A 23735-nucleotide genomic window follows, 5' to 3' on the forward strand; every position below is an offset into this window, starting at 1 on the left:
AAATCTAGTCGCTCCGCTCACTCGCGCAGTGACGCCCCGAACTGCCCGGCGGCGACCGCGAGGCCCGCGAGTTTGGCATCGGACGCCTCGCTGGCGGTGAGCGTGCGGTCGGTGGCGCGGAATCGGAGCGCGAACGTCAGCGACTTCTGACCCTCGTCGACACCGGAGCCCCGGTAGTCGTCGACGAGCCTGATGTCTTCCAGGAGGGCGCCGGCACCGCGGACGACCGCATCCGAGACCTCGGCCGCGGGTGTGTCCCGAGGCACGACCAGCGACAAATCCTGCGTCGCTGCGGGGTATCCGAAGATCGGCTGAACCGCGATCTCCCGCGGCGACAGCTCGATCAGTGCATCGAGGTCGAGCTCGGCCACGGCGACGATGCGCGGCAGGTGGGCCTCCTCGGCAATGCGGGGCAACACCTCCCCCGCCACACCGACGACCGTGTCGCCTGCAGCCGTGGTCGCCACGAGCGAGGCCGTACGACCGGGATGCAGGGCTGGATGGGCGCCCTGCACGGGGCGGATCTGGACGCCGAGCGCGAGACCGAGCTGGCGTACGGAATCGAGAGCATCGGCGAGGCCCACAGCGCGCGCGTCGAGTCCCGGCTGCTTCTCCCAGGCCTGGCCGGCGAAGACGACGGCGACGTGTCGTGGTTGTGCGGGCAGACCGGCATCGAGACCGGCGAGTACATCGTCGCCGGGGCGGGCGCCGCCGAGGGGTAGCTCCGCCTGGCCGTAGTCGACGCCCGGCTCAGGCAGGAACACCAGACCGGCCTCGAAGAGGGCGAGGTCGTTGAGCCCGCGCGACAGGTTGCGGCGCACGATGTCGAGCAGTCCAGGAAGGAGCGAAGTGCGCAGGTATGGCGATTCGGCATCGAGCGGGTTGGCGACTCGAACCGCGGTGACCGCATCGCCCTTCAGCGATCCGAACAGCTTGACCGAGGCATCCGACACGAAGGGATAGGCCATCACTTCGACGAGGCCGCTCGACGCGAGCGCCTGCGAGGCCTGCCTGCGCAGAGTCTGCTCACGGGTGAGGCCCCTGCCCGGAGGAGCCACGGGGAGCACACTCGGGATGCGCTCGTAGCCCACGATGCGAGCCACTTCCTCGGCGAGCGCTGACTTGTGCGTGATATCTGAACGCCAGGTCGGCGGGGTCACGCGAAGACCCCCGTCTATCTCGACGATGTCGCCACCGATCTCGGCCAGCGCCGATCTGATCTCATCGGCCGTGAAGTCGGCGCCGATGAGCCCCGAGATGTACCCGTCGGGCAGTTCTACGGGTGTCGGCTGCGCGTGTTGCGTGTACGACGACCCCAGCTGATCCGCCGTTCCGCCGGCCAGATCGACGAGCAGCTGCACGACGCGCGCCGCAGCCACACCGGCGACCGCAGGATCGACACCCCGCTCGAATCGGCGCGACGCCTCGCTCGGCAGCTTGTGCCGACGAGCTGTGCGGGCAATCGATACGGGGTCGAGGTTCGCTGCCTCGACCAGGACGGCGCGCGAGGAATCGCCGATCTCGGTCGAAGCGCCGCCCATGACACCGGCGAGGCCGATGACACCGGACTCGTCCGCGATCACGAGATCTTCTGTGTCGAGGAGTCGCGTCTGGTCGTCGAGGGTCACGAGCTTCTCGCCCGAGCGGGCGCGACGAACACGGATGCCGCCGGTCACCTTGTCGAAGTCGTACGCGTGAATCGGCTGGCCGAGCTCGAGCATCACGTAGTTGGTGATGTCGACGACCAGCGAGATCGAGCGGATGCCGGCAAGACTCAGCCTGGTCGCCATCCACGGCGGGGTCGGCTTCGTCGGGTCGACGCCGTTCACCAGTCGGGTCACGAAGACGGTCGCGCCGACCCGCCCACGAATGGGGGCGTCGTCGTCGATGACGACCTCGAAACCCGATGCCTCGGCGGCCGAGGATGCAAGGGCCGGATCGCGGAAGGCGGCACCGGTGGCATGCGCGTACTCGCGCGCGATTCCGCGAATCGAGAACGCGTATCCGCGGTCGGGCGTGACGTTGACCTCGACGGCCTGATCGTCGAGGCCCAGCAGCGAGAGCGCGTCTGTGCCGACGACCGGATCGAGCCCGAGGGTGGCCAATCTGAGGATGCCGTCGTGCTCGTCGCCGAGACCCAGCTCACGAGACGACGCGATCATGCCGTCGGAGACGTGCCCGTATGTCTTGCGTGCCGCGATCGCGAAGCCTCCCGGAAGCACGGCTCCGGGCAGCGTCACGACGACCTTATCGCCCGGCGCGAAGTTATGGGCGCCGCACACGATGCCGCGCACGTCCCCACCGCCATCCAGAGCCGTCTCGCCATCGGGAGCGACGCGCACGCTGCACCAGCGGATCGTCTTGCCGTTCGACTGCGGCTCCTCGACGAAGTCGAGCACCTCGCCGACCACGATGGGGCCGGTGATGTCGAAATCGTGAGAGCCCTCTTCTTCGAGCCCGACCTTGACGAGCGCCGCGTGAACATCGGCGACCGTGGAACCTGGTGCGACGTCGACGTATTCCGCCAACCATCCGAGTGGGATACGCATGGACTAGACCACCATTCCGAACTGCTGACTGAAGCGGATATCGCCCTCGACCATGTCGCGCATGTCATTGAGGTCGTTGCGGAACTGAAGGGTGCGTTCGATGCCCATACCGAAGGCGAAGCCCTGATACTCCTCGGGATCGATGCCCGCCGAGAGCAGCACGTTGGGGTTGACCATTCCGCACCCGCCCCATTCGACCCAGCGCGCGCCGCCCTTGGCATTCGGCTGCCAGACGTCCATCTCTGCGCTCGGCTCGGTGAACGGAAAGTAGTTGGGCCGCAGTCGGATCTTGGCACCCTCACCGAACATCGCACGGGCGAAGTGCTCGAGCGTGCCGCGCAGGTGCGCCATCGTCAGTCCCTTGTCGATCGCGATGCCCTCGACCTGCATGAACACCGGGGTGTGCGTGGCATCGAGTTCATCGGTGCGGTAGACCCGGCCCGGTGCGATCACGTAGACGGGAAGTTCGCGCGACAGGAGCGAACGGATCTGCACGGGCGACGTGTGTGTGCGCAGCAGGAGGTGCGACTCGACGGGTTCGACGAAGAACGTGTCCTGCATGGCCCGCGCGGGGTGATCCGGAGCGAAATTGAGCGCGTCGAAGTTGAACCACTCGCTCTCGAGCTCGGGGCCCTCTGCGACCTCCCACCCCATACCCACGAAGATGTCGGCGATGCGCTCCTGCAGAAGCGACAGTGGATGCCGGGCGCCCACTCGCGTGTAGCTCGGCAGAGCGGTCACGTCGACGAACTCGCTCTCGAGACGGGCTTCCTCCTCGCGTGCGACGATCTGCGCCTCGCGTTCGGCGAGGGCCTGAGCGACACGGGCACGGGCCTGCCCCATGAGCTTGCCGGCCGCGGCCTTCTGCTCCTTAGGTACGTCTCGGAGCGTGGCGTTGAGGCGCGACAGCACAGACGCCTCCCCCACGTGAGCGCTGCGGGCGGCCTTGAGGGCGGTCGAGTCGTCGGAGGCTGCGATGGCAGCCAGGGCGGCATCAACGGCCGCGGCGACGGATTCGTCGGAAATCACAATGGGGTCAGACACGGTTCCCAAGTTTAGCGACCGAACGCGGGCTACTCCGTCGTGCGGTCCTCGGGATTCGTGCTCGACATGCCCACCGCGGAGATCGACGCGGTCGGTGTGATCTGGTCTTTGGGCGACATCGTGCCCGGGCTCCGTCTGCGAGCGAGACGACGCGCGACGGCGCTCAGCGAGAGGTTGACCGCGAGGTAGATCACGAGGGTCACGAGGAAGAGCGAGAAGAGATAGCGATTGCCGACGCTGCTGCCCAGGTTGTTCATCGTGGTGCGGATGAGCTCGTTGTAACCGACGATGTAGCCGAGACTCGTGTCCTTGAGCAGAACGACGAGCTGCGCGATGATGACCGGCAGCATCTGTCGGAACGCCTGGGGGAACTCGATGAAGACTTTCGACTGAAAGCCTGTGAGGCCGAGACTCAGGCCCGCCTCTCGCTGCCCGCGGGGCAAGGCAGCGAGGCCGGCCCGCAGGGACTCGCCGATGATCGCGCCGTTGTAGACGCCGAGTGCCAGTACCACGGCCCAGAACGCGCCGGTCGACGCGACGAGCAGGATGAAGAGCATCATCAGCAGCACGGGCATGCCGCGGAAGAACTCGAGCACGATCGTGGTCGGGATTCGGACGATGGCCAGCGACGACGTGCGCAGCATGGCGAAGAGCACCCCGATGACGAGGGCCATCACGGCAGCGACGGCTGCGGCCTGGAGGGTCGCGAGGAGCCCCTCCCCGATGCGGACCCACAGTTCGGCCAGCACGAAGATGTCCCAGCGCGACTCGTCGAAGTAGCCCGGGAGCGTGATGCCGGACGAGTCACGAGGCTGAGCGAGGGTGTAGATGATCCAGGCGAGGCCCGCCGCGATCAGGAGGACCACGATCACCGAGGCGATCCGCGACCGTCGACGGGTGCGGGGTCCAGGGGTGTCGAACAGAACAGAGGCGCTCATCGCTGTACCGCCAGCTTCTTCTCGAGGTGCGCGGAGAGGATTCCGAGCGGGATGGTGACGGCGAGGTAGAACGCCGCGACGGCGAGCAGAATGGCGATCACGGCGTTGCCGTTCGCATTCGTGAGTTCTTTGGCCGCGGAGAAGAGCTCGAAGACGAAGAATCCGCCGGCGACCGACGTGTTCTTCGTGAGGGCGATCATCACGTTGATCAGGGGTGGGATCACCATGCGGAACGCCTGCGGGAAGATGATCAACGTCGTCGACTGCATGAAGCCGAGGCCCAGGCTGCGTGCAGCTTCGGCCTGGCCGACGGCGACGCCGTTGATACCCGATCGCAGTGCCTCGGCCACGAAGGGAGAGGTGTAGAGGGTGAGTCCGATGAAGGCCGCCCATTCATAGGGAAGGCGTGAGCCCAGCTGGGGCAGCACGAACGCGCAGAAGAACAGCACCAGAGTCAGGGGCGTGTTGCGCAGCAGCTCGGTGTAGACGTTCGCGAAGGCACTCAGCGACGGCACCGGTGAGATCCTCATCGCGGCGATCACGGTGCCGATGATCAGTGCGCAGGCTCCGGAGAGCACGAGCAGCCACAGGGTCATCCCGAAGGCTTCGATGAACCGCGGCAGGTTCTCGATGACGGCGTTCACATGGGCTCATCTCGTGCAGAGGGACGGTCGGTCAGTTCACCTGAGCGGAGGGCCGGCTGCGTCGATCGCAGTCGACCCTCCGGTCGGTTGTCGCGCTAGTACCGGTTGACTGCCGGCGGCTCGACGTATTCGAGCACCTCACCGGCCGTGGCATCCCACGCAGCCTTGTAGCTGCCGTCCTCGTACGATTCCTCGAGCACGTCGTTGATGAAGTTCCGGAAGTCGGTGTCGTCCTTCGCCAGTCCGATGCCGTAGGGCTCCTGGGTGAACGGCTTGCCGACGACCTTGAACTGACCCTCGTTCTGCTGCGCCAGTCCGGCCAGGATCACGTTGTCGGTCGAGACCGCGACGACCTGCCCGCCGCGAAGCGGCTCGAGGCAGTTGGTGTAGGTGTCGGTCAGCAGCGGCTCGGCACCGATCTCGCTGAGCTTCGCCGCGGGAGTCGACCCGGTCACGGAGCACACGGGCTTGCCGACGAGGTCCTTCTCGCTCTTGATGTCGTCGTTGTCGGCCTTCACGAGGATGGACTGGCCTGCCTCGTAGTACGGGCCGGCGAAGGAGATGACCTCTTTGCGCTTGTCGTTGATCGTGTACGTCGCGACCACGATGTCGACCTCGCCGTTCTGGATGAACGGCTCGCGGTTGGCTGACACCGCCTCTTTCCAGACGATCTTGTCTTCGGCGATGCCGAGCTTGGCCGCGATCAGCTTGCCGATCTCGACGTCGAAGCCCTTGGGCGTGCCATCGATGTCTGTCAGTCCGAACAGCGGCTGGTCGAACTTCGTGCCGATCGTGATCGTGCCGGCATCGGCGAGACGCTCCATCGTCGATCCCGCTGCGAATGTGGGGGCCGGCTCCGGCGTCGTGGTCGTCTCGGCCTCATCGAGTGACCCGGCGCATCCGGCCAGCGCGATCATGGTCGCTGCCGCCAGTGCGGCCAAGCTCAGTTTTTTCGATGCTCTCATCGGTTTCGTACCTCTCTCCGTATGCTGCGTGCCCGACCACATGATCAGTGGTCGAGTATTTTCGACAGGAAGTCCTGCGCCCTGTGCGACTGGGGGTTCGTGAAGAACTGCTCTGGGGTCGCCTCTTCTTCGATGCGCCCGTCTGCCATGAAGATCACGCGATCCGCGGCCTTTCGAGCGAAGCCCATCTCGTGGGTCACGACGATCATCGTCATGCCGTCTTTGGCGAGACCGACCATGACGTCGAGAACCTCGGTGATCATCTCGGGGTCGAGCGCGCTGGTGGGCTCGTCCATGAGGATGAGCTTGGGCTGCATCGCCAGACTGCGGGCGATGGCGACACGCTGCTGCTGACCACCGGAGAGCTGCGCCGGCATCTTGTTCGCCTGGTTGGCGATGCCCACTCGGTCGAGCATCTCCATACCGCGCTTATCTGCCTCTTTGCGTGACAGCCCGCGCACCTTGATCGGCGCCAGGGTGACGTTTTCGAGAATGGTCTTGTGGGCGAAAAGGTTGAAGGACTGGAAGACCATGCCGACGTCGGCTCGGAGCTGCGCGAGGGCCTTGCCCTCTTCGGGCAGCACCTTGCCATCGATCGTGATGCTTCCGGAGTCGATCGTCTCAAGCCGGTTGATCGCTCTGCAGAACGTCGACTTGCCGGAGCCGCTCGGCCCGATCACGACGACGACCTCGCCTCGATTCACGACGGTGTCGATGTCGTTGAGAACGTGCAGCTCACCGTAGTGCTTGTTCACGTTATTGAGCACTACAAGCGGCTCGCCCCGGCGAACAGAGATGTTCGACGTGGCCGGGCCCGCCACCACATTGTTGACAGGGGCATCGGCGTTGGTGGACTCCATGCCCCCACCGTAGGGGACATCGTGTTACGGCCGTGTGTCAGAACCTCGACGGTTATCTAACCGTGATCGCTCCTGTTCATGCGCCGGCACGACGCCCGATTCACGAGCTCCGCTGGGCGAACGCGCTTTCGTAGAGACAGACGGATGCGGCCGTCGCGAGATTCATCGACTCGGCCTGGCCGTAGATCGGCACAGAGATGGCATGATCCGCCAGGGCCAGGTCTTCGTCGGCCAGACCTCGCGCCTCGTTGCCGAACAGCCAGGCAGTCGGCGCGTTGAGAACCCCGGAATTTCGAGCCGTGAGCATGTCGTCGCCCTTGATGTCGGCGGCGAGGATCTGGATGCCCGCCTCGGTGGCACGCGCCCTCACGTCGGCCAAGCTCGCCTCGACCGCGACAGGGAGGTGGAACAGCGACCCGGTCGTCGAACGCACGACCTTCGGGTTGTAGAGGTCGACGCTGCGCCCCGTGAGGATCACGGCATCGGCGCCCGCGGAGTCGGCGGCACGGATGATCGTTCCCGCGTTGCCGGGGTCGCGCACCTCTTCGAGGATGGCGATGAGCCGGGGCGAACCGCTGAAGATGTCCTTCAGCGCGGTGGGGAACTGGCGACAGACGGCGACGAAGCCCTGCGGGGTGACCGTGTCGGCCATGGCCTGGAGCACGGTCTCGGTGACGAACTCGACTTCGACCCCCGCCTTGTCGGCGGCGTCGGCGATGTCGGCATATCGATCGAGGGCGAAGGGCGTCGCGAACAGGTCGACGACGAGGTCGGGCGCGAAGGTCAGCGCCTCGGAAACGGCTTGTGGCCCCTCCAAGAGAAAGAGCCCGGTCTCAGACCGGGCTCCTTTCTTGGAGAGCTTTGCCACTGCCCGGACCCGCGGCGACCGCGGGTTATCCAGGAGGGACATGCGACCTCTTTCGGGTCAAAGGAACATGGATGTTCCCTACAGCTTATTAGGCTGCGGTCCTCGGCGCCGACGTGTCGGCGGGGAGGGCGGCACGAGCACTCTCGACGAGCGCCGCGAACGTGGCGGGCTCGTGAACGGCGAGGTCGGCCAGGATGCGACGGTCGACCTCGATGCCTGCAAGGCCGAGACCCTGGATCAGACGGTTGTACGTGAGGCCGTTCGCACGGGACGCCGCGTTGATGCGCTGGATCCACAGGCGACGGAAGTCACCCTTGCGGGCGCGACGGTCGCGGTACGAGTAGACGAGCGAGTGGGTGACCTGCTCTTTGGCCTTGCGGTACAGGCGCGAACGCTGTCCGCGGTAGCCGCTGGCGCGCTCGAGGATGACCCGACGCTTTTTGTGGGCGTTGACGGCCCTCTTTACTCTTGCCATTTCCTAATTCCTTATTCCGTGTGGAGTCGGCGACTACAGGCCGAGAAGCTTCTTGATGACCTTCGAGTCGGCAGGAGCCAACACCTGGTCCTGGTTCAGGCGAGCCTTGCGCTTCGCCGACTTGACCTCGAGGTTGTGACGCATTCCGGCCTGCTGCTTCATGAGCTTGCCGGTGCCAGTGACCTTGAAACGCTTCTTGGACCCGGAGTGGGTCTTCATCTTGGGCATTGATATCTCCTTGGGACTTGCTCGGTTTGTGGGGTGCTACTTCATCTCGGCAGAGTCTGCCGCGACGGTGTCTGTTGCAGCGGGCGACGCAGCCTCGGGGGCTTCGTCGGCTGACTCTTCTGCACCGGGACGGCTCTTCGAAGCGGCACGCTGAGCGTTCGCCTCGGCCTTGGCCTCGGACTTGTTCTTCAGCGGCCCGATCACCATGACCATGTTGCGGCCATCGATCGTCGGAGTCGATTCGACGGCACCGAACTCGGAGACGTCTTCTGCGAAGCGCTGGAGAAGACGGACGCCCTGCTCGGGGCGCGACTGCTCGCGGCCGCGGAACAGGATCATGGCCTTCACCTTGTCGCCCGCCTTGAGGAAGCCCTCGGCGCGCTTGCGCTTCGTCTCGTAGTCGTGCACGTCGATCTTCAGACGGAAACGGACCTCTTTGAGGATCGTGTTCGCCTGGTTACGACGGGCTTCCTTGGCCTTCTGCGCAGCTTCGTACTTGAACTTGCCGTAATCCATGATCTTGGCAACGGGCGGCTTGCTATTGGGGGCCACCTCAACCAGATCGAGGTCTGCCTCTTGGGCAAGCTTGAGTGCGACGTCGATACTGACGACGCCGACCTGCTCACCGGCGGGGCCAACGAGGCGGACCTCGGAGACCCGGATACGGTCGTTTGTACGGGGATCGCTGATGCGTTACTCCTTCAATCGCTGGTGCGGCACTCCCAGACACAGACGTCTGGGTACCGGGCTCGGCAGCGCGATCGTAGGTGAGCACGCAGCCACGAACCTTGAATAATCTGCACGCGAACTCGAGCCTGAGCCGTTCTGCGCACCACACCCTGTCTACTTCGGATCGATGTTCTGACCCGAAGCGGAGTGCAATCTACCCGGTAACCTGTTGAAGCGGTGTGCGGGTGGGAGATTCTCCACTTTTCGTACTGGGGGTAAACATGTTCCCCAGAGCCTTGAAGATACTAACAGAGGATTCGGTCCCGGCATAGTCCACGGCGACAGGCGACCTAGACTCGCCTCATGAGCTTTGCATACGACGACTCGGCCACCTCCGCCACGCGAGACATCTCGGAGGTGCCCGCGGTCGAATTGATCACCACCACGGCCGTGCACCTCATGAGTGCTGCGGCCATCAAGACGGGGCTGGCCGACGATCCGGAGAACCAGATCGACCTCGATGAGGCGCGCAAGCTGATCATCGCTCTGGCTGGCCTGGTCACGAGCGCCTCACCCGAGATCGGCGATCAGCACGCTCGAAGCCTCCGCGACGGTCTCCGTTCCCTGCAGCTCGCGTTCCGCGAGGCGTCGGCGATTCCGGATGCGATCGGCCAGGGCCCGGGAGAGAAGCTCACCGGTCCGGTCACCTGAGTCGGTCGGCTCAGCGGGCCTCTGCCAGTTTCACGCCCAGAGAGTCGACCTCGCTCGCGATGAGCTCGCTCGCCTGCCAGGACCTCTGCAGGTACGCCAGCACCTCGTCGAGCTCGCTGCGTGTGAGGTCGGGAACCAGGCCCAACTCGACGATGACCTGCGGGCCCGCCATCCGGGCATCCGGATCGCCATCGGACAGCCGCACCGACCGGACAGCCGCCGACGAGGCGATCGACTGTTGGAAGGCTTGGACGATGGTCGATGAGGCCGACGGGTGCACCCACGCCGTCCCCTCGGCTATCGCCCTCAGCATCGGCCGTCGGAAGACGAACTCCGTGTCGCTCGTGGGGTCGAGCACCATGAGCGGCGTCTCCTCCCCCGCTGCGGCGAGAGCGGCCCTGCGAGCCGAGGCCGGTATCGGCCGGGCAGCCGGATTCCAGGCCGCCATGGCCTCGGTCGAGGTGAACACGGGAAGAACGCGGCGTCCGTCGGGAGCGCCGACGGTGACGAGCGACAGCTCCTGGGTCTTGTCGAAGCGCCGGCCGTGAGCATCGACACCGGTCTCGCCCGCGTGGGCGACGAGCGGAACCAGGAGACGAACGTCGCGCACGGCATCGAGGACGTCGGTCTGGGCAAGCTCAGCCGCCCGGAACCGCCGGAGGGCTTCGACGAGCCGCTCGGGGGCCCCGCCGGAGTCGCCGGCGAAGAAGTTCGCGTCGAACGACCGGCCGGCCCACGGCTGACCCGCCGAGTCGGACGCGCTGTGGTCGTGGGGCGCACGAGCGCCCGGATGCTCAGTCAGACGCCACATCCAATGCCTCTGCGAGGGTGAACGCCCCCGAGTAGAGTGCCCGACCGACGATCGCTCCCTCGAGTCCGAGAGAGACGAGCGTCCGGAGCTCGGCGATGTCGTCGAGGCTGGAGATGCCACCCGAGGCGACGACCGGACGCGATGTGTGCTCCATGACCTGCTTCAGCAACGCGACGTTCGGTCCCTTGAGTGTGCCGTCCTTGGTGACATCCGTGACCACGTATCGCGCGCAGCCCGCGTCTTCGAGGCGAGTCAGAACCTCCCACAGGTCTCCCCCGTCCTCCGTCCACCCGCGCGCGGCCAGAGTCGTGCCGCGCACGTCGAGACCGACGGCGATCGCCTCGCCGTAGCTCGCGATCACGCTGGCCGCCCACTCAGGGTTCTCGAGCGCCGCCGTGCCGAGATTGACGCGCTTCGCGCCGCTCTCGAGGGCCGTCTCGAGACTGCGATCGTCGCGGATACCTCCGGAGAGCTCGACATTGACGCCCTTCGCTTCGTGGATGACGCGCTTCACGACGTGGAGGTTGTCTCCTCTGCCGAACGCCGCGTCGAGGTCGACCAGGTGAATCCACTCGGCGCCCTGGCTGACCCAGTCCGCCGCCGCGTCGACCGGGTCGCCGTGGTTCGTCTCCGTGCCCGCCTTGCCCTGAGTGAGTCGCACGGCCTTGCCTCCGGCGATATCGACGGCAGGCAGCAGGGTGAGTGCGGGGGTCTTGATGCTGAACTCGCTCATGGGGTCCTTCTTGTCTCTGGCAGGCGCACGTGCGGACACCCCGTGCGATCTTAACGATTCCTCTGAGGCCGACGAAATCGGAGCCGGGGTTAGAGCGACGCGATCCAGTTGCGCAGCAGCTGCAGGCCCGCCTCGCCCGACTTCTCGGGGTGGAACTGAGTCGCGGAGAGGGGGCCGTTCTCGACGGCCGCGATGAAGGGGCCGTCGTGATCCGCCCAGGTCACGTGAGGTGCGGGCAGAGGCGACTGGGGCGGAAGCAGCCACTGCTGGGCCGCATTGGAGTGCACGAAGTAGAAGCGTTCATCTCGGATGCCGTCGAACAGCACAGACTCGCTCGGGGCGTTGACGACGTTCCACCCCATGTGGGGCAGGATCTCCGCAGGCAGTTGCTCGACCGCACCGGGCCACTCGCCGAGGCCTCCGGTATCGATGCCGCGTTCAACGCCGCGGTCGAACATCACCTGCATGCCGACACAGATGCCGAGCACCGGTCGGCCTCCGGCCAACCGCCTGTCGATGAGTTCATCGCCTCGCACGGCCCGGAGCTGTTCCATCACCGCGGAGAACGCGCCGACCCCGGGCACGAACAACCCGTCGGCCTCCATGACGCGTGCCCGGTCGCGGGTGAGTTCCACTTGGGCGCCCGCGCGCTCGAGTGCCTTGGCCGCCGAGTGGATGTTTCCACTGCCGTAATCGAGGACGACGACGGACTTGCCGGTCACAGGGCACCCTTGGTCGACGGGACGCCCGAGACGAGCGGGTCGAGCGACTTGGCCTGACGGAAGGCGCGAGCGAACGCCTTGAACTCCGCCTCGGCGATGTGGTGGGGATCGCGGCCACCGAGAACGGTGACGTGAACGGTCATCGCCGCGTGGAAGGTGATCGCTTCGAAGACGTGGCGCACCATGGATCCGGTGAAGTGGCCGCCGATGAGGTGGAACTCGAATCCGTTCGGCTCTCCGCTGTGAACCAGGAAGGGGCGTCCGGAGATGTCAACCACGGCCTGCACCAGCGCTTCGTCGAGAGGCACGAGGGCGTCGCCGAAGCGAGAGATCCCGGCCTTGTCTCCCAGGGCCTGCTTGATCGCCGTGCCCAGCACGATTCCCACGTCTTCGACGGTGTGGTGCACGTCGATATCGACGTCACCCGATGCTGTGACCGTCAGATCCGTCAGCGAGTGCTTGGCGAAGGCGGTGAGCATGTGGTCGAAGAACGGCACACCCGTCGAGATAGAACTCTCACCCGTTCCATCGAGGTCGAGCGAGAGTTCGATACTGGATTCGCTGGTCGCGCGCTGCAGGCGCGCGGTGCGGGAAGGTGTGGCCATGGCCTCAGTTTACCGGCCCCGATCCGTCACGGTACGGTTGGGCCGCCGTGCGACCCGATGGGTCAGGACAGGGCGGCCATCGCGTCGAGGAAAGCGGTGGTCTCGGCCTGCGTACCGGCACTCACGCGAAGATGCCCCGGAATGCCGAGATTGCGAATGATGATGCCCTGCTCGAGCAACGTCTCGAACACCTCAGCAGGATTCTCGACGCCACCGAAGAGCACGAAGTTCGACCACGTCGGCCACGCGTGGTAGCCCAGCTCGGTGAGCCTCTCGACGATCCGATCACGCTGCACCGAGATGTCGTCAACCATGGCGAGCATCTCGGCCGAGTGATCGAGCGCAGCGACTGCGGCGGCCTGCGTGAGCGACGACAGGTGATACGGAAGACGAACGAGGCGAAGCGCGTCAGCGACTGACGGATCGGCAGCCAGGTACCCGAGCCGAGCACCGGCGAACGCGAAGGCCTTGCTCATGGTGCGCGACACGATGAGCCGCGGACGCCCGGGCAGCAACGTGAGGGCCGACGGGGCGCCTGCCGGGGCGAACTCCGCGTATGCCTCGTCGACGATCACGATCTTGTCGGTCGCGTCGTAAGCCGCCTCGATGGTTTCGAGCGACAACGGGGTTCCCGTGGGGTTGTTCGGCGAACAGAAGATGACGATGTCGGGCTGGTGCTCGCGGATCGCTGCGACCGCCGTGTTCGGCGAGATCTCGAAGCCGGCGTCGCGCTCCGCGGAGATCCATCGTGTACCGGTGCCAGACGCGATGATGGAGTGCATCGAATACGTGGGAGGGAACCCCAGAATGGACCGCCCGGGGCCGCCGAAGGCCTGCATGATCTGCTGGAGGATCTCATTCGAGCCGTTCGCAGCCCAGATATTGTCTCGAGTCATACCGTGCCCGAGATATGCCGCCAGACTCTCGCGCAGCTGAGAGAACTCCCGATCGGGGTAGCGGTTGATCGTCAAGATCGCACGAGCAAGCGACTCGATGATGTCTCGCGCCACCGGCTCCGGGATCGGGTGCGTGTTCTCATTGACGTTCAGCTCGACGCGGACGTGTTTCTGAGGAGCCCCGTAGGGAGACATACCCCGGAGATCGTCGCGAATGGGAAGGTCGTCGAGAGAGGTCACGTGACGATTTTAGCGGGCCCCTGCGACGCCTCCGCGATCACCCGAATAGCTGAACGGCTCAGTACTCGTCGGGAACGGCGAGACGCTGCCCCGGCTGGACCTCGGCGGATGGAAGCTGGTTGAGGCTCACGATGTCGGCGATGACGTCGCGCGGGTCGGCCGTCGGAGCGATCTCTTCGGCCAGGCCCCAGAGGGTCTCACCGGCCTGAACGGTGACGTAGTCGAAGGCCTGCGTCGCCCCCGACGATGCGACACCGTCTGCGACCGCGCTATTCGCGCCGAAGAGAGCCACGGCGGTGACGACGGCCACCACGGGGATCGACGCCAGTGCCGCGAGGACGACACGGCCGCGGCGGGTGATGCGCAGGCGAGCGGTGTGTGACGCGGTAGCGGGCAGTGCGGTCATGGCAACCTCCAGGAGAAATTCGTATCCGGCGCTCGGCCGGGAGCACCGGATACGAAGCTGTGTTCCGAATATAGCTTCGAATGTTCGATAGATCAAGCTCGAAAGTCGACCGATTATGGCGACACACTCGAACATGTGTTTTGTTTGCACCCTGAGTTGGATACAGTTTCGACTGTCGGTACAAAGTGCATCACCAGCCACCGACAGTGCACCACCAGCCACCGACATCGGCGACTGCGAAGGCACAGCACACTCGAAAACGACGCCGACGGAAAGCGGGACACATGACCACCGAACGTGGAACGAGACGGCGAAAGAGCCTCTCGGAGAAGCAGTTGGCCATCCTCGGAGTCGTTCAACGATCGGTCAGCCAGCGCGGCTACCCGCCGAGCATGCGCGAGATTGGCGATGCGGTCGGTCTTGCCTCGCTCTCGAGCGTCACGCATCAGCTCAACCAGCTCGAGTTGAGCGGCTACCTTCGTCGCGACCCGAACCGCCCTCGCGCCATGGAGGTCCTCATCGACATCCCTACGCCCGAGTCGTCATCGGAGACCGTCGAGTCATCCGACACAGCGGCCCCAATGGGCGACGCCGCCCTCGTGCCGCTGGTAGGTCGCATCGCAGCAGGTATCCCGATCACGGCCGAGCAGCAGGTCGAGGAGGTCTTTCCCCTCCCCCGTCAGCTGGTCGGCGGCGGCGATCTCTTCATGCTGAAAGTGGTCGGAGAATCGATGATCGACGCGGCGATCTGCGACGGCGACTTCGTCGTCGTCCGGGCTCAGCAGACCGCTGAGAACGGCGACATCGTTGCAGCGATGCTCGACGGCGAGGCCACCGTGAAGGTGTTCCGGCAGCGCGACGGACACACGTGGCTGCTCCCCCGCAACTCGAACTTCGAGCCGATCGTGGGCGACCACGCTCAGGTGCTCGGCAAAGTCGTCTCTGTCTTGCGCTCGGTACGCTGACGACAGCACCGCTCGACGCAGCGAAGAAAGGCCCCGGACGAATGATCGTCCGGGGCCTTTCTGCGCCGTGGGCGCAATCGATCAGAAGCGCGTTAGCGGGAGACCGCGAACTCCTCCAGGGCCTGCTCGTATTCCGGGTTGACGAGGGCGCGGACTCGAGTTCCCGCCTCTTCGTAGTCGGTGCTGAGCACGGTGTTGTGGTCGTGCAGGAGGGCCACCAGATCGCCACGCTCATACGGGAGCAGGACATCGACGGTGATCGTCGGCTTGGGCAGCGCCTGTTCGACCATCTCGAGCAGTTCCGTTATGCCTTCTCCGGTGCGCGCCGAGACGAACACCGAGCGAGGCTCGAGCCCCCGCAACACGATGCGATCGCTTTCGGAGATCAGATCGCTCTTGTTGAAGGCCACGATCTCGGGGATGCCTCGAGCCCCCACCTCGCCGATCACGTCTCTGACGGTGGCCAACTGGCTCGCGGGATCGGGATGAGCCCCGTCGACGACATGGATGATGACGTCCGCGTCAGCCACCTCCTCCAGGGTCGAGCGGAATGCCTCGACGAGCTGATGGGGAAGGTTCCGAACGAAGCCCACCGTGTCGGCGAACGTGTACTGACGGCCGTCGACTGCGGTGGTTTTGCGCACGGTCGAATCGAGTGTCGCGAACAACGCGTTCTCGACCAGCACTCCTGCGCGCGTCACCCTGTTCAACAGCGACGACTTGCCGGCATTCGTGTATCCGGCGATGGCGACAGAAGGCACGGCGTTGCGTTTGCGATTGGCGCGCTTCGCATCGCGAGCGGGCTTCATCTCTACGATCTGCTTGCGCAACCGGGCCATGCGTGTGTGGATCCGGCGACGGTCGAGTTCGATCTTCGTCTCACCCGGTCCGCGCGAGCCCATACCGGCTCCGGCACCACCCACCTGGCCACCTGCCTGGCGAGACATCGAGTCACCCCAGCCTCGAAGCCTCGGAAGGAGGTACTCGAGTTGAGCGAGCTCCACCTGGGCCTTGCCCTCTCGACTCTTGGCGTGCTGGCTGAAGATATCGAGGATCACGGCGGTGCGGTCGATCACCTTGACCTTGACGACGTCTTCGAGGGCTCGGCGCTGGCTCGGCGCGAGCTCGCTGTCGGCGATCACGGTGTCGGCGCCCAGCGACTGCACCAAATCTCGCAGTTCGTGGGCCTTGCCCTTGCCGAAGTAGGTGCTGGGATCTGGTGTGGGTCGGCGTTGCAGCAGGCCTTCGAGTACCACCGCACCCGCGGTCTCTGCCAGCGCGGCCAGCTCATGCATCGAGTTCTCTGCGTCGGTGAGACTGCCCTGGGTGTACACCCCGATGAGAATGACGTTCTCGATGCGCAGCTGTCGATACTCGACCTCGGTGACGTCTTCGAGTTCCGTCGACAGCCCGACCACTCGGCGCAGGGCCTGTCGGTCTTCGCGCTCACTCTGGTCGCCGTCGAATCCGGATTCGCGGCCAGTCGTGTCGCGCTGCAGGGCCTGAGCCGCTGAGTTCGTGAACAGGGAGTAACCCGCTGCCCGCGTCTCCGCCATGGACAGCACTCTCGCGACCACGTCGTCGCTGTCGTGGTTCTCTGTTGTTGCTTCAGTTTTCTCGGTCATCTGCGTCAAGGATATCCCTCTCAGGTTTGCTACTGTCCCTCTATGACGAATGAGCACTATTTCTCGGCCACCCCGGCGAGTCCGCTCATCCCTCGAGAGATCTCGGTGCGTCTCGCCGATACCGACCACACGCTGGTCACGGCCGGCGGGGTCTTCAGTCCGGACCGCATCGATGTGGGCACTCAAGTGCTCCTCGCGAACACTCCGGCTCCCCCGCCCGGCGGCAATCTCCTCGACCTCGGGTGCGGGTGGGGGCCGATCGCTCTGTCGCTCGCTCTCCTGTCTCCGCGAGCCCAGGTCTGGGCCGTCGACGTCAACGAACGGGCTCTCGATCTCGTTCGTGCCAACGCCGACCGCCTCGGTCTCACGAACGTCAACGCCGTTCTGGCATCCGATGTTCCCGCCGACATCTCGTTCATGACGATCTGGTCGAATCCACCCATCCGAGTCGGCAAGGCAGAACTGCACACGATCATGAAGACCTGGCTGCCTCGACTCGAGAAGGGCTCGGACGCCTGGCTCGTGGTTCAGCGCAATCTCGGCTCCGACTCCCTGCAGCGCTGGATCGAGTCCGAGTTCCCGTCCGACATCCAGATCACGCGTGCCGCGACCAACAAGGGTTACCGGGTGCTGCGCGCCCGCTCGATCGCCTGACCTTCGGCTATCCGAGCGAGAGATCGCCCTCGAACACGAGCTCGGCAGGCCCGGACAACGACACATGCTCGCCGTCCTCGGCTGCAAACATCCGAACGCCGACCGTGCCACCCGGCACGTCGACCCTCCAGATGTTCGGAGCACCACGGCCGGCCCAATGCCGTGTGGCCAACGCGGCCGCAGCAGCCCCTGTGCCGCACGAGAGGGTCTCACCGCTGCCGCGCTCGTGGACTCGCATCGTGATGCGCCCGACACCGTCTGCGACGAGCGGCTCGTGAGGCACGACGAACTCGACGTTCGCGCCGTCGGCCGGTTCCGGCTCTACCTGGGGGATATAGGCGAGATCGGCTGACGCAAGCTCGTCGGTATCCGCGAGGGCCACGACGACGTGCGGATTGCCTATGTTGATTCCCTGCCCGGGGCGTGCGACAGCGAGGTTGCGCGCCCGAACCACGGGCTCGCCCGCCTCGAGACGCCAGCGTCCGAGGTCGACCTGGAATCCCGTGGTGCTGCGCTGGACATCGCGTACGCCCACTCGCGTCCCGATCGCGAGTGTGTCTCCCGGGCCCAGCTCGACCAAACCGTTGTCGATGAGATACCGCGTGTAGACCCGGATGCCGTTGCCGCACATCTCGGCGATCGACCCGTCGGCGTTGCGGTAATCCATGAACCATTCTGCGGCCGCATCTTCGGCCAGAGCGGCGGCCCCATCGGGAAGGCTGTCGGACCTGACGGCGCGGATGACTCCATCGGCGCCGACCCCGAAGTGCCGATCACAGATGGCGGCGACCTGGGCAGGGGTGAGATCGTTCGTGCCCTGAGCATCGGTGTAGAGCACGAAGTCGTTGCCCGTGCCGTGCCCCTTGGTGAAGTGCAGTTCAGTCGCCATCCTGCAAGCCTAGGGTCTCTGACAGTGCGCGTGCCGTCGAGTCCGGATCACGGGCATCCGTCGTCACCGATGCGACGTAGCGCCGGAACCACCCCACCTGGCGACGGGCGTAGCGCCGAGTGAGAGCCTGGGTCGAGGCGATCGCCTCGTCTTCACTGATCTCGCCGGCCAGTTGGGCCAGCGCCTGTGCATAGCCGATCGCCTTGCCGGCGGTCGTGTCAGCCGCGAGACCCTCCGAGCGCAGAGCATCTGCTTCGTCGACGATTCCGTCTCGCCACATGCCGCGCACGCGCTCGTCGAGGCGCGAGACGAGGTCTGCACGGGGCATCTCGAGGGAGATGATGCTCGACGTTCGCCATCCGACGGGAGCGCCGGGAAGCGTTCCCGTGAGCGTTCGGCCCGTCATCTCGAACACCTCGAGAGCACGCACGAGCCTGCGACCATTCTGCGACCCGATCGCCGCGGCGGCGCTCTCGTCGCGCTCCTTGAGTCGCCTGTAGAGGGATCCAGGACCGTCGGCGATGAGCTCGGCTTCGAGACGTGCGCGGATCGCCGGGTCGGTGCCCGGGAAGTCGAACTCGTAGATGACGCTCGAGACGTACAGACCCGACCCACCGACGAGGATCGGTACATTGTCGCGTTCGATAACCGCGTCGATCTCGGCGCGCGCCGAGGTCTGGAAGTCGGCGACGGAATTCTCTTGTGTGACATCGAGCACGTCGAGAAGGTGATGAGGAACGCCTCTGCGGTCGACGAGCGGAAGCTTCGCCGTGCCGATGTCCATGCCGCGGTACAGCTGCATTGCATCGGCGTTCACCACCTCCGCACGGCGACCATGCCGAAAGAGGCCCTCGGCCAGATCGAGAGCAAGACCCGACTTGCCTGTTCCCGTGGCCCCGACGATCACGACCACGTCTGCGACGGTGGGGTGGCCGTCGGAACCGCTAACGCTCACCGTCGGCGAGATCGTAGATCGGCACAGTGCCGACACGCAGCGTGGGGAGTCCCAGGGAGACAGGCCGGGGGCCAGCGGATGCGCCGGTGGCGGGTGTCGGAACGCCGCAGGACTCGGCCGCGGCGCGATCCCATGCATCGCCAGCGAGGGTGCGGCGAACACGTAGGGGCGTGCCGTCGGAGTCGGCGATCAGGTGGAACGGCGCGGCCTCGGTCACGACGACGGCGACGATGTCGCCGGGTCGCGGCACTGCCGAGGTCGGGGACACCTCGAAGTGCACGAGCCGCGAGTCTTCAGCGCGACCGCTCAGGCGGTGCGTATCCGAGTCTTTGCGCCCTTCCCCGTTGGCGACCAGAACGTTGACCTCGCGACCGATGACGCGCTGATTCTCTTCCCACGAGATGCGATCTTGGAGGGCGGCCAGCCTCTCGTAACGCTCTTGCACGACCGCCTTCGGAACCTGATCCGGCATGGTGGCCGCCGGGGTTCCTGGCCGGATCGAGTATTGGAACGTAAAAGCCGTGGCGAACCGCGCTTGCTCCACCACGCGTAGGGTCTCGGCGAAGTCTTCTTCGGTCTCGCCGGGGAACCCGACGATGATGTCGGTGCTGATCGCCGCGTGCGGGATCCGCTGCCTCACGCGATCGAGGATGCCGAGGAACTTGGCGGAACGGTACGAGCGTCTCATGGCCTTGAGGACACGATCCGATCCGGACTGCAACGGCATATGGAGCTGAGGCATGACCGCCGGTGTCTCTGCCATGGCATCGATGACGTCGTCGGTGAAGGCAGCGGGGTGCGGGCTCGTGAAGCGGATGCGCTCGAGGCCAGGGATCGCTCCTGCGGCCCTCAAGAGCTTCGAGAAGGCGAACCGGTCGCCGAACTCCACCCCATAGGAATTGACGTTCTGCCCCAGAAGAGTGACCTCGATCGCACCGTCGTCGACGAGCGCCTGGATCTCGGCGAGGATGTCGCCCGGTCGCCGGTCTTTTTCTTTGCCACGCAGGGCGGGCACGATGCAGAAGGTGCAGGTGTTGTTGCAGCCGACCGATATCGACACCCACCCGCTGTAGGTGGAGTCGCGCTTGGTGGGCAGTGTCGACGGGAAGGTCTCGAGCGAGTCGAGGATCTCGATCTGGGCTTCGCCGTTGTGCCGGGCTCGCTCGAGAAGGCTGGGCAGAGAGCCCATGTTGTGTGTACCGAAGACCACGTCGACCCAGGGGGCCTTCGTGAGGATGGTGTTCTTGTCTTTCTGCGCCAGGCAGCCGCCCACGGCGATCTGCATGCCGTCGTGCCTGCGCTTGACACTGGCCAGGTAGCCGAGGTTGCCGTAGAGCTTGTTGTCTGCGTTCTCACGTACCGCGCAGGTATTGATGACGACGGTATCGGCCTCGGTTCCGGGCTCCGCCTTCACATAGCCAGCAGCTTCGAGAGAGCCGGAGAGCCGCTCCGAGTCGTGCACGTTCATCTGACAACCGAAGGTGCGGACCTCGTAGGTGCGAATGCGGGGTGGTGCGGTCACGCTGTTCATAGGGCAAGTTTACGTTCGACGAACCGAGAGCCCGCGCCACCGTCCGCTCAGCGGAAACGAACGGTGCTCGTGCCCGTCACCAGGGTCTTCGAGACCGCGTCGCGCACGACTTGGGACGGGTATCCCTTGCGCTGGAGGAAGCTGCTCAGCCGGCGTTCTGCCGTGGCTCGGTCAAGACGCAGCAGGCTGGGAGCCTTCTTCTCGGCCAGCTCGAGGGCGCGGGCAAGCTCGTCGTCGTCATCGAGTGCGGTGAGCAGATCGGACACGATCTCCTGGCTGATGCGCTTGGCCCCCAGCTCGCGCTGGATCTGGCTGCGGCCGAACCCCTTGCGCCGGTGCAGACGCTCGATCTCGCGCTCGGCAAACGCGTAGTCGTCGACATAGCCCTTGGAGCGGTAGATCGTGAGAAAGCCCTCGAACGCCGACGATTCGACCCCATTCGCCGCCAGAATCTCGGTGACCTGCCACTCGGAGAGGTCTTTACGAGCCAGCGCCCGCACCACCAGGTTCTCAAGATCGGCGAGTTGCAACTCTTGCTGTTCGACCTCGTCGGGGGTGAGCCCGGCGGTATCGAGGGTCGGAACCGCTACGGGGCCGGCGAAGTGACGGGCTGGCTCGGGTTGCTCGGCGGGCGCGCCGAACAGAAAGGCCACGGGAGCCACCGGGCTGTCGGCGGTCTCATTCGAATCGTCGTCGTCGGTGTCGGATGAGCCGGTGAATCTGACCATGACCGTGGCCTTTCTGTTCAGGTGGGGTGCGTGGGCAGGCTAGGCGCCCTTGCGGGCCGCCGCCTTCGTCGCGAGGGCGACCGGTGCGGCGGGTGCCGCAGCGGTCTTGTCGGCTCCGATGCCCAGCTTGGTCAGGATCTTGGTCTCGATCTCCAACGCGATCTCGGGGTTCTCATTGAGGAAGCGGCGAGAGTTCTCTTTACCCTGGCCCAGCTGTTCGCCCTCGTAGGTGTACCAGGCCCCCGACTTGCGAACGATCTCGTGTTCGACTCCGAAGTCGATGAGGCTGCCTTCGCGAGAGATTCCGATGCCGTAGAGGATGTCGAACTCGGCCTGCTTGAAGGGGGGCGCCATCTTGTTCTTGACCACCTTCACTCGCGTGCGGTTGCCGACCGCGTCGGTGCCCTCTTTCAGCGTTTCGATGCGTCGGATGTCGAGCCGGACGGACGCGTAGAACTTGAGCGCCTTTCCGCCGGCTGTGGTCTCTGGACTACCGAAGAAGACACCGATCTTCTCTCGCAGCTGGTTGATGAAGATCATGGTGGTGTTCGTGGTGCTGAGCCCACCCGTGAGCTTGCGGAGCGCCTGTGACATCAGACGGGCCTGGAGCCCCACGTGCGAGTCGCCCATCTCGCCCTCGATCTCGGCTCGAGGCACGAGTGCCGCCACGGAGTCGATGACGATCAGATCGATCGAGCCGCTTCGCACGAGCATGTCGGCGATCTCGAGTGCCTGCTCACCGGTGTCGGGCTGAGAGACGAGAAGCGCGTCGATGTCGACGCCGAGCTTCTGGGCGTAGGCCGGGTCGAGCGCGTGCTCGGCGTCGATGAACGCGGCGATTCCGCCGGCCTTCTGGGCATTGGCGATGGCGTGGAGGGTGAGTGTCGTCTTTCCGCTCGACTCGGGGCCGTAGATCTCGACGATGCGGCCGCGGGGAAGACCTCCGACTCCGAGCGCGACGTCGAGTGCGATCGACCCCGTAGGGATGACTTCGACCGGAGCGCGGTCATCGCTGCCCAAGCGCATGACGGAGCCCTTGCCGAACTGTCGGTCGATCTGTGCAAGCGCTGTTTCGAGAGCCTTTTCTCGTGTGGCATCTGATGGCATTGCTGTCTCCTTCTGTCGTGCGCGGAATCCGTCGCGTGAGTTTTTCGCCTATAGGCTGTCGCGCCGGAGAACCGGGTATCGACAAGGCGTTCGCATCGTGTTGTGCGTGTAATCCGACTGTAGACACGACCACCGACACGGAGCCGGTGAGGCGTCGATCGGTGGACAACACGACCAATAGTTCTGCTGTGAAGGAGACTACACAGTTCTAGAACATATATTCGATCCGGCGATGGCGTGTCGGTTCGAATATCCGCGAACTACGAGCGCGGCGTGGGCAGACCGACGCCGTGCCACCGCTCCTCGGGCACCCCGCTCGCGCGGCAGAGCGCGAGCCATACGTCACGTGGGGGAATGCCCTGACGGAGAGCGTCGTCTGCGGTGCGATCGGAGAGCTCGGCGATGACGAGATCGCCGGTCAGGACACGGCCGTACGCCGCACCGAATTCGTCGGAGACAGCTCTCCTGAACTCGCTCAGTCTCATGCCGTCCTTCGCGCCGCACAACCGTGCAGAAACGGTGAAGGGCCCCGTCACATCACTCGTGACAGGGCCCCCACGTGATCGATCTCGTGCTCGGAGGTGGACTACCGAGTGAGAAGTTTGGAATCGTAGCCTGCGACGAACTCGTCGGGCACGGTATCGGGAATGGTATCGATGCCCTCGATGACGGCGAGCCGGTCGCCGACCTCGCGCATGATCACCGAGATGGGCGTGTCAAGCGCCTCGGCTACCGATGCGAGAATCTCGCTCGATGCCTCTTTCTGGCCACGCTCGACCTCGCTGAGATAGCCGAGGGCGACGCTTGCCTTGCTTGCAACCTGCCGAAGGGTGCGACCCTTCTGGAGACGAAAGTCTCGCAGCACGTCGCCGATCTCCTGGCGAACTAGAATCACTGGACCCCTCCTTGCTGTATGC

General features: G+C 65.3%; 27 protein-coding genes. 3 read left to right on the forward strand and 24 right to left on the reverse strand.

Annotated features, from left to right (window positions below; translation table 11 throughout):
* Positions 1–17: 17 nt before the first annotated feature.
* The 10 genes from pheT to infC all read right to left on the reverse strand — a co-directional run bounded on the left by pheT (position 18) and on the right by infC (position 9261).
* Entirely contained in the window at positions 18–2549 is a 2532-nt protein-coding gene (pheT, locus tag ASE64_RS00070) for a phenylalanine--tRNA ligase subunit beta (protein ID WP_055774258.1), read from the reverse strand.
* A 3-nt stretch (positions 2550–2552) separates the two neighbouring features.
* Positions 2553–3593, reverse strand: coding sequence for a phenylalanine--tRNA ligase subunit alpha (gene pheS / locus ASE64_RS00075; protein ID WP_055777150.1), 1041 nt, complete (start codon positions 3591–3593; stop codon positions 2553–2555).
* Between the two features lie 29 nt (positions 3594–3622).
* Positions 3623–4531 (reverse strand): amino acid ABC transporter permease, encoded by a 909-nt coding sequence (locus ASE64_RS00080; protein WP_082465802.1) that lies wholly within the window; start codon positions 4529–4531, stop codon positions 3623–3625.
* Positions 4528–5175, reverse strand: a complete 648-nt coding sequence (locus tag ASE64_RS00085) for an amino acid ABC transporter permease (protein WP_055774260.1) — start codon at positions 5173–5175, stop codon at positions 4528–4530. The genes ASE64_RS00080 and ASE64_RS00085 overlap by 4 nt, the downstream gene beginning before the upstream one ends.
* Before the next feature lie 95 nt (positions 5176–5270).
* The gene (locus tag ASE64_RS00090; protein ID WP_055777153.1) at positions 5271–6140 is read right to left on the reverse strand and encodes a glutamate ABC transporter substrate-binding protein; all 870 of its coding nucleotides are present in this window, start codon (positions 6138–6140) and stop codon (positions 5271–5273) included.
* A gap of 44 nt (positions 6141–6184) precedes the next feature.
* A complete protein-coding gene (locus ASE64_RS00095) occupies positions 6185–7000 on the reverse strand; it encodes an amino acid ABC transporter ATP-binding protein (RefSeq protein WP_055774263.1) in 816 nt (271 codons plus the stop codon).
* Between the two features lie 100 nt (positions 7001–7100).
* Positions 7101–7910 carry a TrmH family RNA methyltransferase gene (locus ASE64_RS00100; RefSeq protein ID WP_055774266.1) on the reverse strand — a complete coding sequence of 270 codons (810 nt, stop codon included), beginning with the start codon at positions 7908–7910 and terminating at the stop codon, positions 7101–7103.
* 46 nt (positions 7911–7956) lie between these two features.
* Positions 7957–8343 (reverse strand): 50S ribosomal protein L20, encoded by a 387-nt coding sequence (gene rplT, locus ASE64_RS00105; RefSeq protein ID WP_044443029.1) that lies wholly within the window; start codon positions 8341–8343, stop codon positions 7957–7959.
* Positions 8344–8376: 33 nt separating this feature from the next.
* On the reverse strand, positions 8377–8571 hold the full coding sequence (gene rpmI, locus ASE64_RS00110) for a 50S ribosomal protein L35 (RefSeq protein ID WP_044443028.1): 195 nt from the start codon (positions 8569–8571) through the stop codon (positions 8377–8379).
* 36 nt (positions 8572–8607) lie between these two features.
* Positions 8608–9261, reverse strand: coding sequence for a translation initiation factor IF-3 (gene infC / locus ASE64_RS00115; RefSeq protein ID WP_200920105.1), 654 nt, complete (start codon positions 9259–9261; stop codon positions 8608–8610).
* A 342-nt stretch (positions 9262–9603) separates the two neighbouring features.
* On the opposite strand from infC, the gene ASE64_RS00125 reads away from it, so the two are divergent.
* Positions 9604–9951: a DUF1844 domain-containing protein gene (locus ASE64_RS00125; protein WP_055774271.1), complete on the forward strand. Its 348-nt coding sequence runs from the start codon at positions 9604–9606 to the stop codon at positions 9949–9951.
* Between the two features lie 10 nt (positions 9952–9961).
* Here ASE64_RS00125 and ASE64_RS00130 read toward each other — a convergent pair whose 3' ends face one another.
* The 6 genes from ASE64_RS00130 to ASE64_RS00155 all read right to left on the reverse strand — a co-directional run bounded on the left by ASE64_RS00130 (position 9962) and on the right by ASE64_RS00155 (position 14364).
* On the reverse strand, positions 9962–10762 hold the full coding sequence (locus ASE64_RS00130) for an SseB family protein (protein ID WP_104279342.1): 801 nt from the start codon (positions 10760–10762) through the stop codon (positions 9962–9964).
* Positions 10746–11495, reverse strand: coding sequence for a bifunctional 1-(5-phosphoribosyl)-5-((5-phosphoribosylamino)methylideneamino)imidazole-4-carboxamide isomerase/phosphoribosylanthranilate isomerase PriA (gene priA / locus ASE64_RS00135; protein WP_055774275.1), 750 nt, complete (start codon positions 11493–11495; stop codon positions 10746–10748). Before priA ends, ASE64_RS00130 begins: the two co-directional genes overlap by 17 nt.
* An 89-nt stretch (positions 11496–11584) precedes the next feature.
* The gene (gene hisH, locus ASE64_RS00140) at positions 11585–12217 is read right to left on the reverse strand and encodes an imidazole glycerol phosphate synthase subunit HisH (RefSeq protein ID WP_055774277.1); all 633 of its coding nucleotides are present in this window, start codon (positions 12215–12217) and stop codon (positions 11585–11587) included.
* Entirely contained in the window at positions 12214–12822 is a 609-nt protein-coding gene (hisB, locus tag ASE64_RS00145; protein ID WP_055774280.1) for an imidazoleglycerol-phosphate dehydratase HisB, read from the reverse strand. Before hisB ends, hisH begins: the two co-directional genes overlap by 4 nt.
* Before the next feature lie 62 nt (positions 12823–12884).
* Positions 12885–13958 (reverse strand): histidinol-phosphate transaminase, encoded by a 1074-nt coding sequence (locus tag ASE64_RS00150; RefSeq protein ID WP_082465803.1) that lies wholly within the window; start codon positions 13956–13958, stop codon positions 12885–12887.
* A gap of 58 nt (positions 13959–14016) precedes the next feature.
* Positions 14017–14364 (reverse strand): LysM peptidoglycan-binding domain-containing protein, encoded by a 348-nt coding sequence (locus tag ASE64_RS00155; RefSeq protein ID WP_055774283.1) that lies wholly within the window; start codon positions 14362–14364, stop codon positions 14017–14019.
* A gap of 284 nt (positions 14365–14648) precedes the next feature.
* Here ASE64_RS00155 and lexA point away from each other — a divergent pair, with 284 nt between their 5' ends.
* On the forward strand, positions 14649–15329 hold the full coding sequence (lexA, locus tag ASE64_RS00160) for a transcriptional repressor LexA (protein ID WP_055774285.1): 681 nt from the start codon (positions 14649–14651) through the stop codon (positions 15327–15329).
* A gap of 92 nt (positions 15330–15421) precedes the next feature.
* On the opposite strand, the gene hflX is transcribed toward lexA, so the two are convergent.
* Positions 15422–16954: a GTPase HflX gene (gene hflX / locus ASE64_RS00165; RefSeq protein WP_055774287.1), complete on the reverse strand. Its 1533-nt coding sequence runs from the start codon at positions 16952–16954 to the stop codon at positions 15422–15424.
* Positions 16955–16996: 42 nt separating this feature from the next.
* Here hflX and ASE64_RS00170 point away from each other — a divergent pair, with 42 nt between their 5' ends.
* Positions 16997–17608, forward strand: a complete 612-nt coding sequence (locus ASE64_RS00170) for a class I SAM-dependent methyltransferase (RefSeq protein WP_055774289.1) — start codon at positions 16997–16999, stop codon at positions 17606–17608.
* 7 nt (positions 17609–17615) lie between these two features.
* Here ASE64_RS00170 and dapF read toward each other — a convergent pair whose 3' ends face one another.
* From dapF to ASE64_RS00205, 7 genes are all read right to left on the reverse strand, one after another.
* A complete protein-coding gene (dapF, locus tag ASE64_RS00175) occupies positions 17616–18497 on the reverse strand; it encodes a diaminopimelate epimerase (RefSeq protein ID WP_055774293.1) in 882 nt (293 codons plus the stop codon).
* Entirely contained in the window at positions 18487–19452 is a 966-nt protein-coding gene (gene miaA, locus ASE64_RS00180; RefSeq protein WP_082465804.1) for a tRNA (adenosine(37)-N6)-dimethylallyltransferase MiaA, read from the reverse strand. The genes dapF and miaA overlap by 11 nt, the downstream gene beginning before the upstream one ends.
* The gene (gene miaB, locus ASE64_RS00185) at positions 19442–20983 is read right to left on the reverse strand and encodes a tRNA (N6-isopentenyl adenosine(37)-C2)-methylthiotransferase MiaB (protein WP_055774296.1); all 1542 of its coding nucleotides are present in this window, start codon (positions 20981–20983) and stop codon (positions 19442–19444) included. The genes miaA and miaB overlap by 11 nt, the downstream gene beginning before the upstream one ends.
* 47 nt (positions 20984–21030) lie before the next feature.
* Positions 21031–21711, reverse strand: coding sequence for a regulatory protein RecX (locus tag ASE64_RS00190; protein WP_055774299.1), 681 nt, complete (start codon positions 21709–21711; stop codon positions 21031–21033).
* A gap of 39 nt (positions 21712–21750) precedes the next feature.
* Complete coding sequence (gene recA / locus ASE64_RS00195) at positions 21751–22818, reverse strand: recombinase RecA (protein WP_055774302.1); 1068 nt, start codon at positions 22816–22818, stop codon at positions 21751–21753.
* Between the two features lie 260 nt (positions 22819–23078).
* Positions 23079–23303 (reverse strand): DUF3046 domain-containing protein, encoded by a 225-nt coding sequence (locus ASE64_RS00200; protein WP_055774307.1) that lies wholly within the window; start codon positions 23301–23303, stop codon positions 23079–23081.
* Between the two features lie 101 nt (positions 23304–23404).
* A complete protein-coding gene (locus ASE64_RS00205; protein ID WP_044443014.1) occupies positions 23405–23713 on the reverse strand; it encodes a helix-turn-helix domain-containing protein in 309 nt (102 codons plus the stop codon).
* Positions 23714–23735 lie beyond the last annotated feature (22 nt).

Origin of the sequence: Agreia sp. Leaf210, assembly GCF_001421485.1 — a bacterium.
Lineage (GTDB): Bacteria > Actinomycetota > Actinomycetes > Actinomycetales > Microbacteriaceae > Agreia.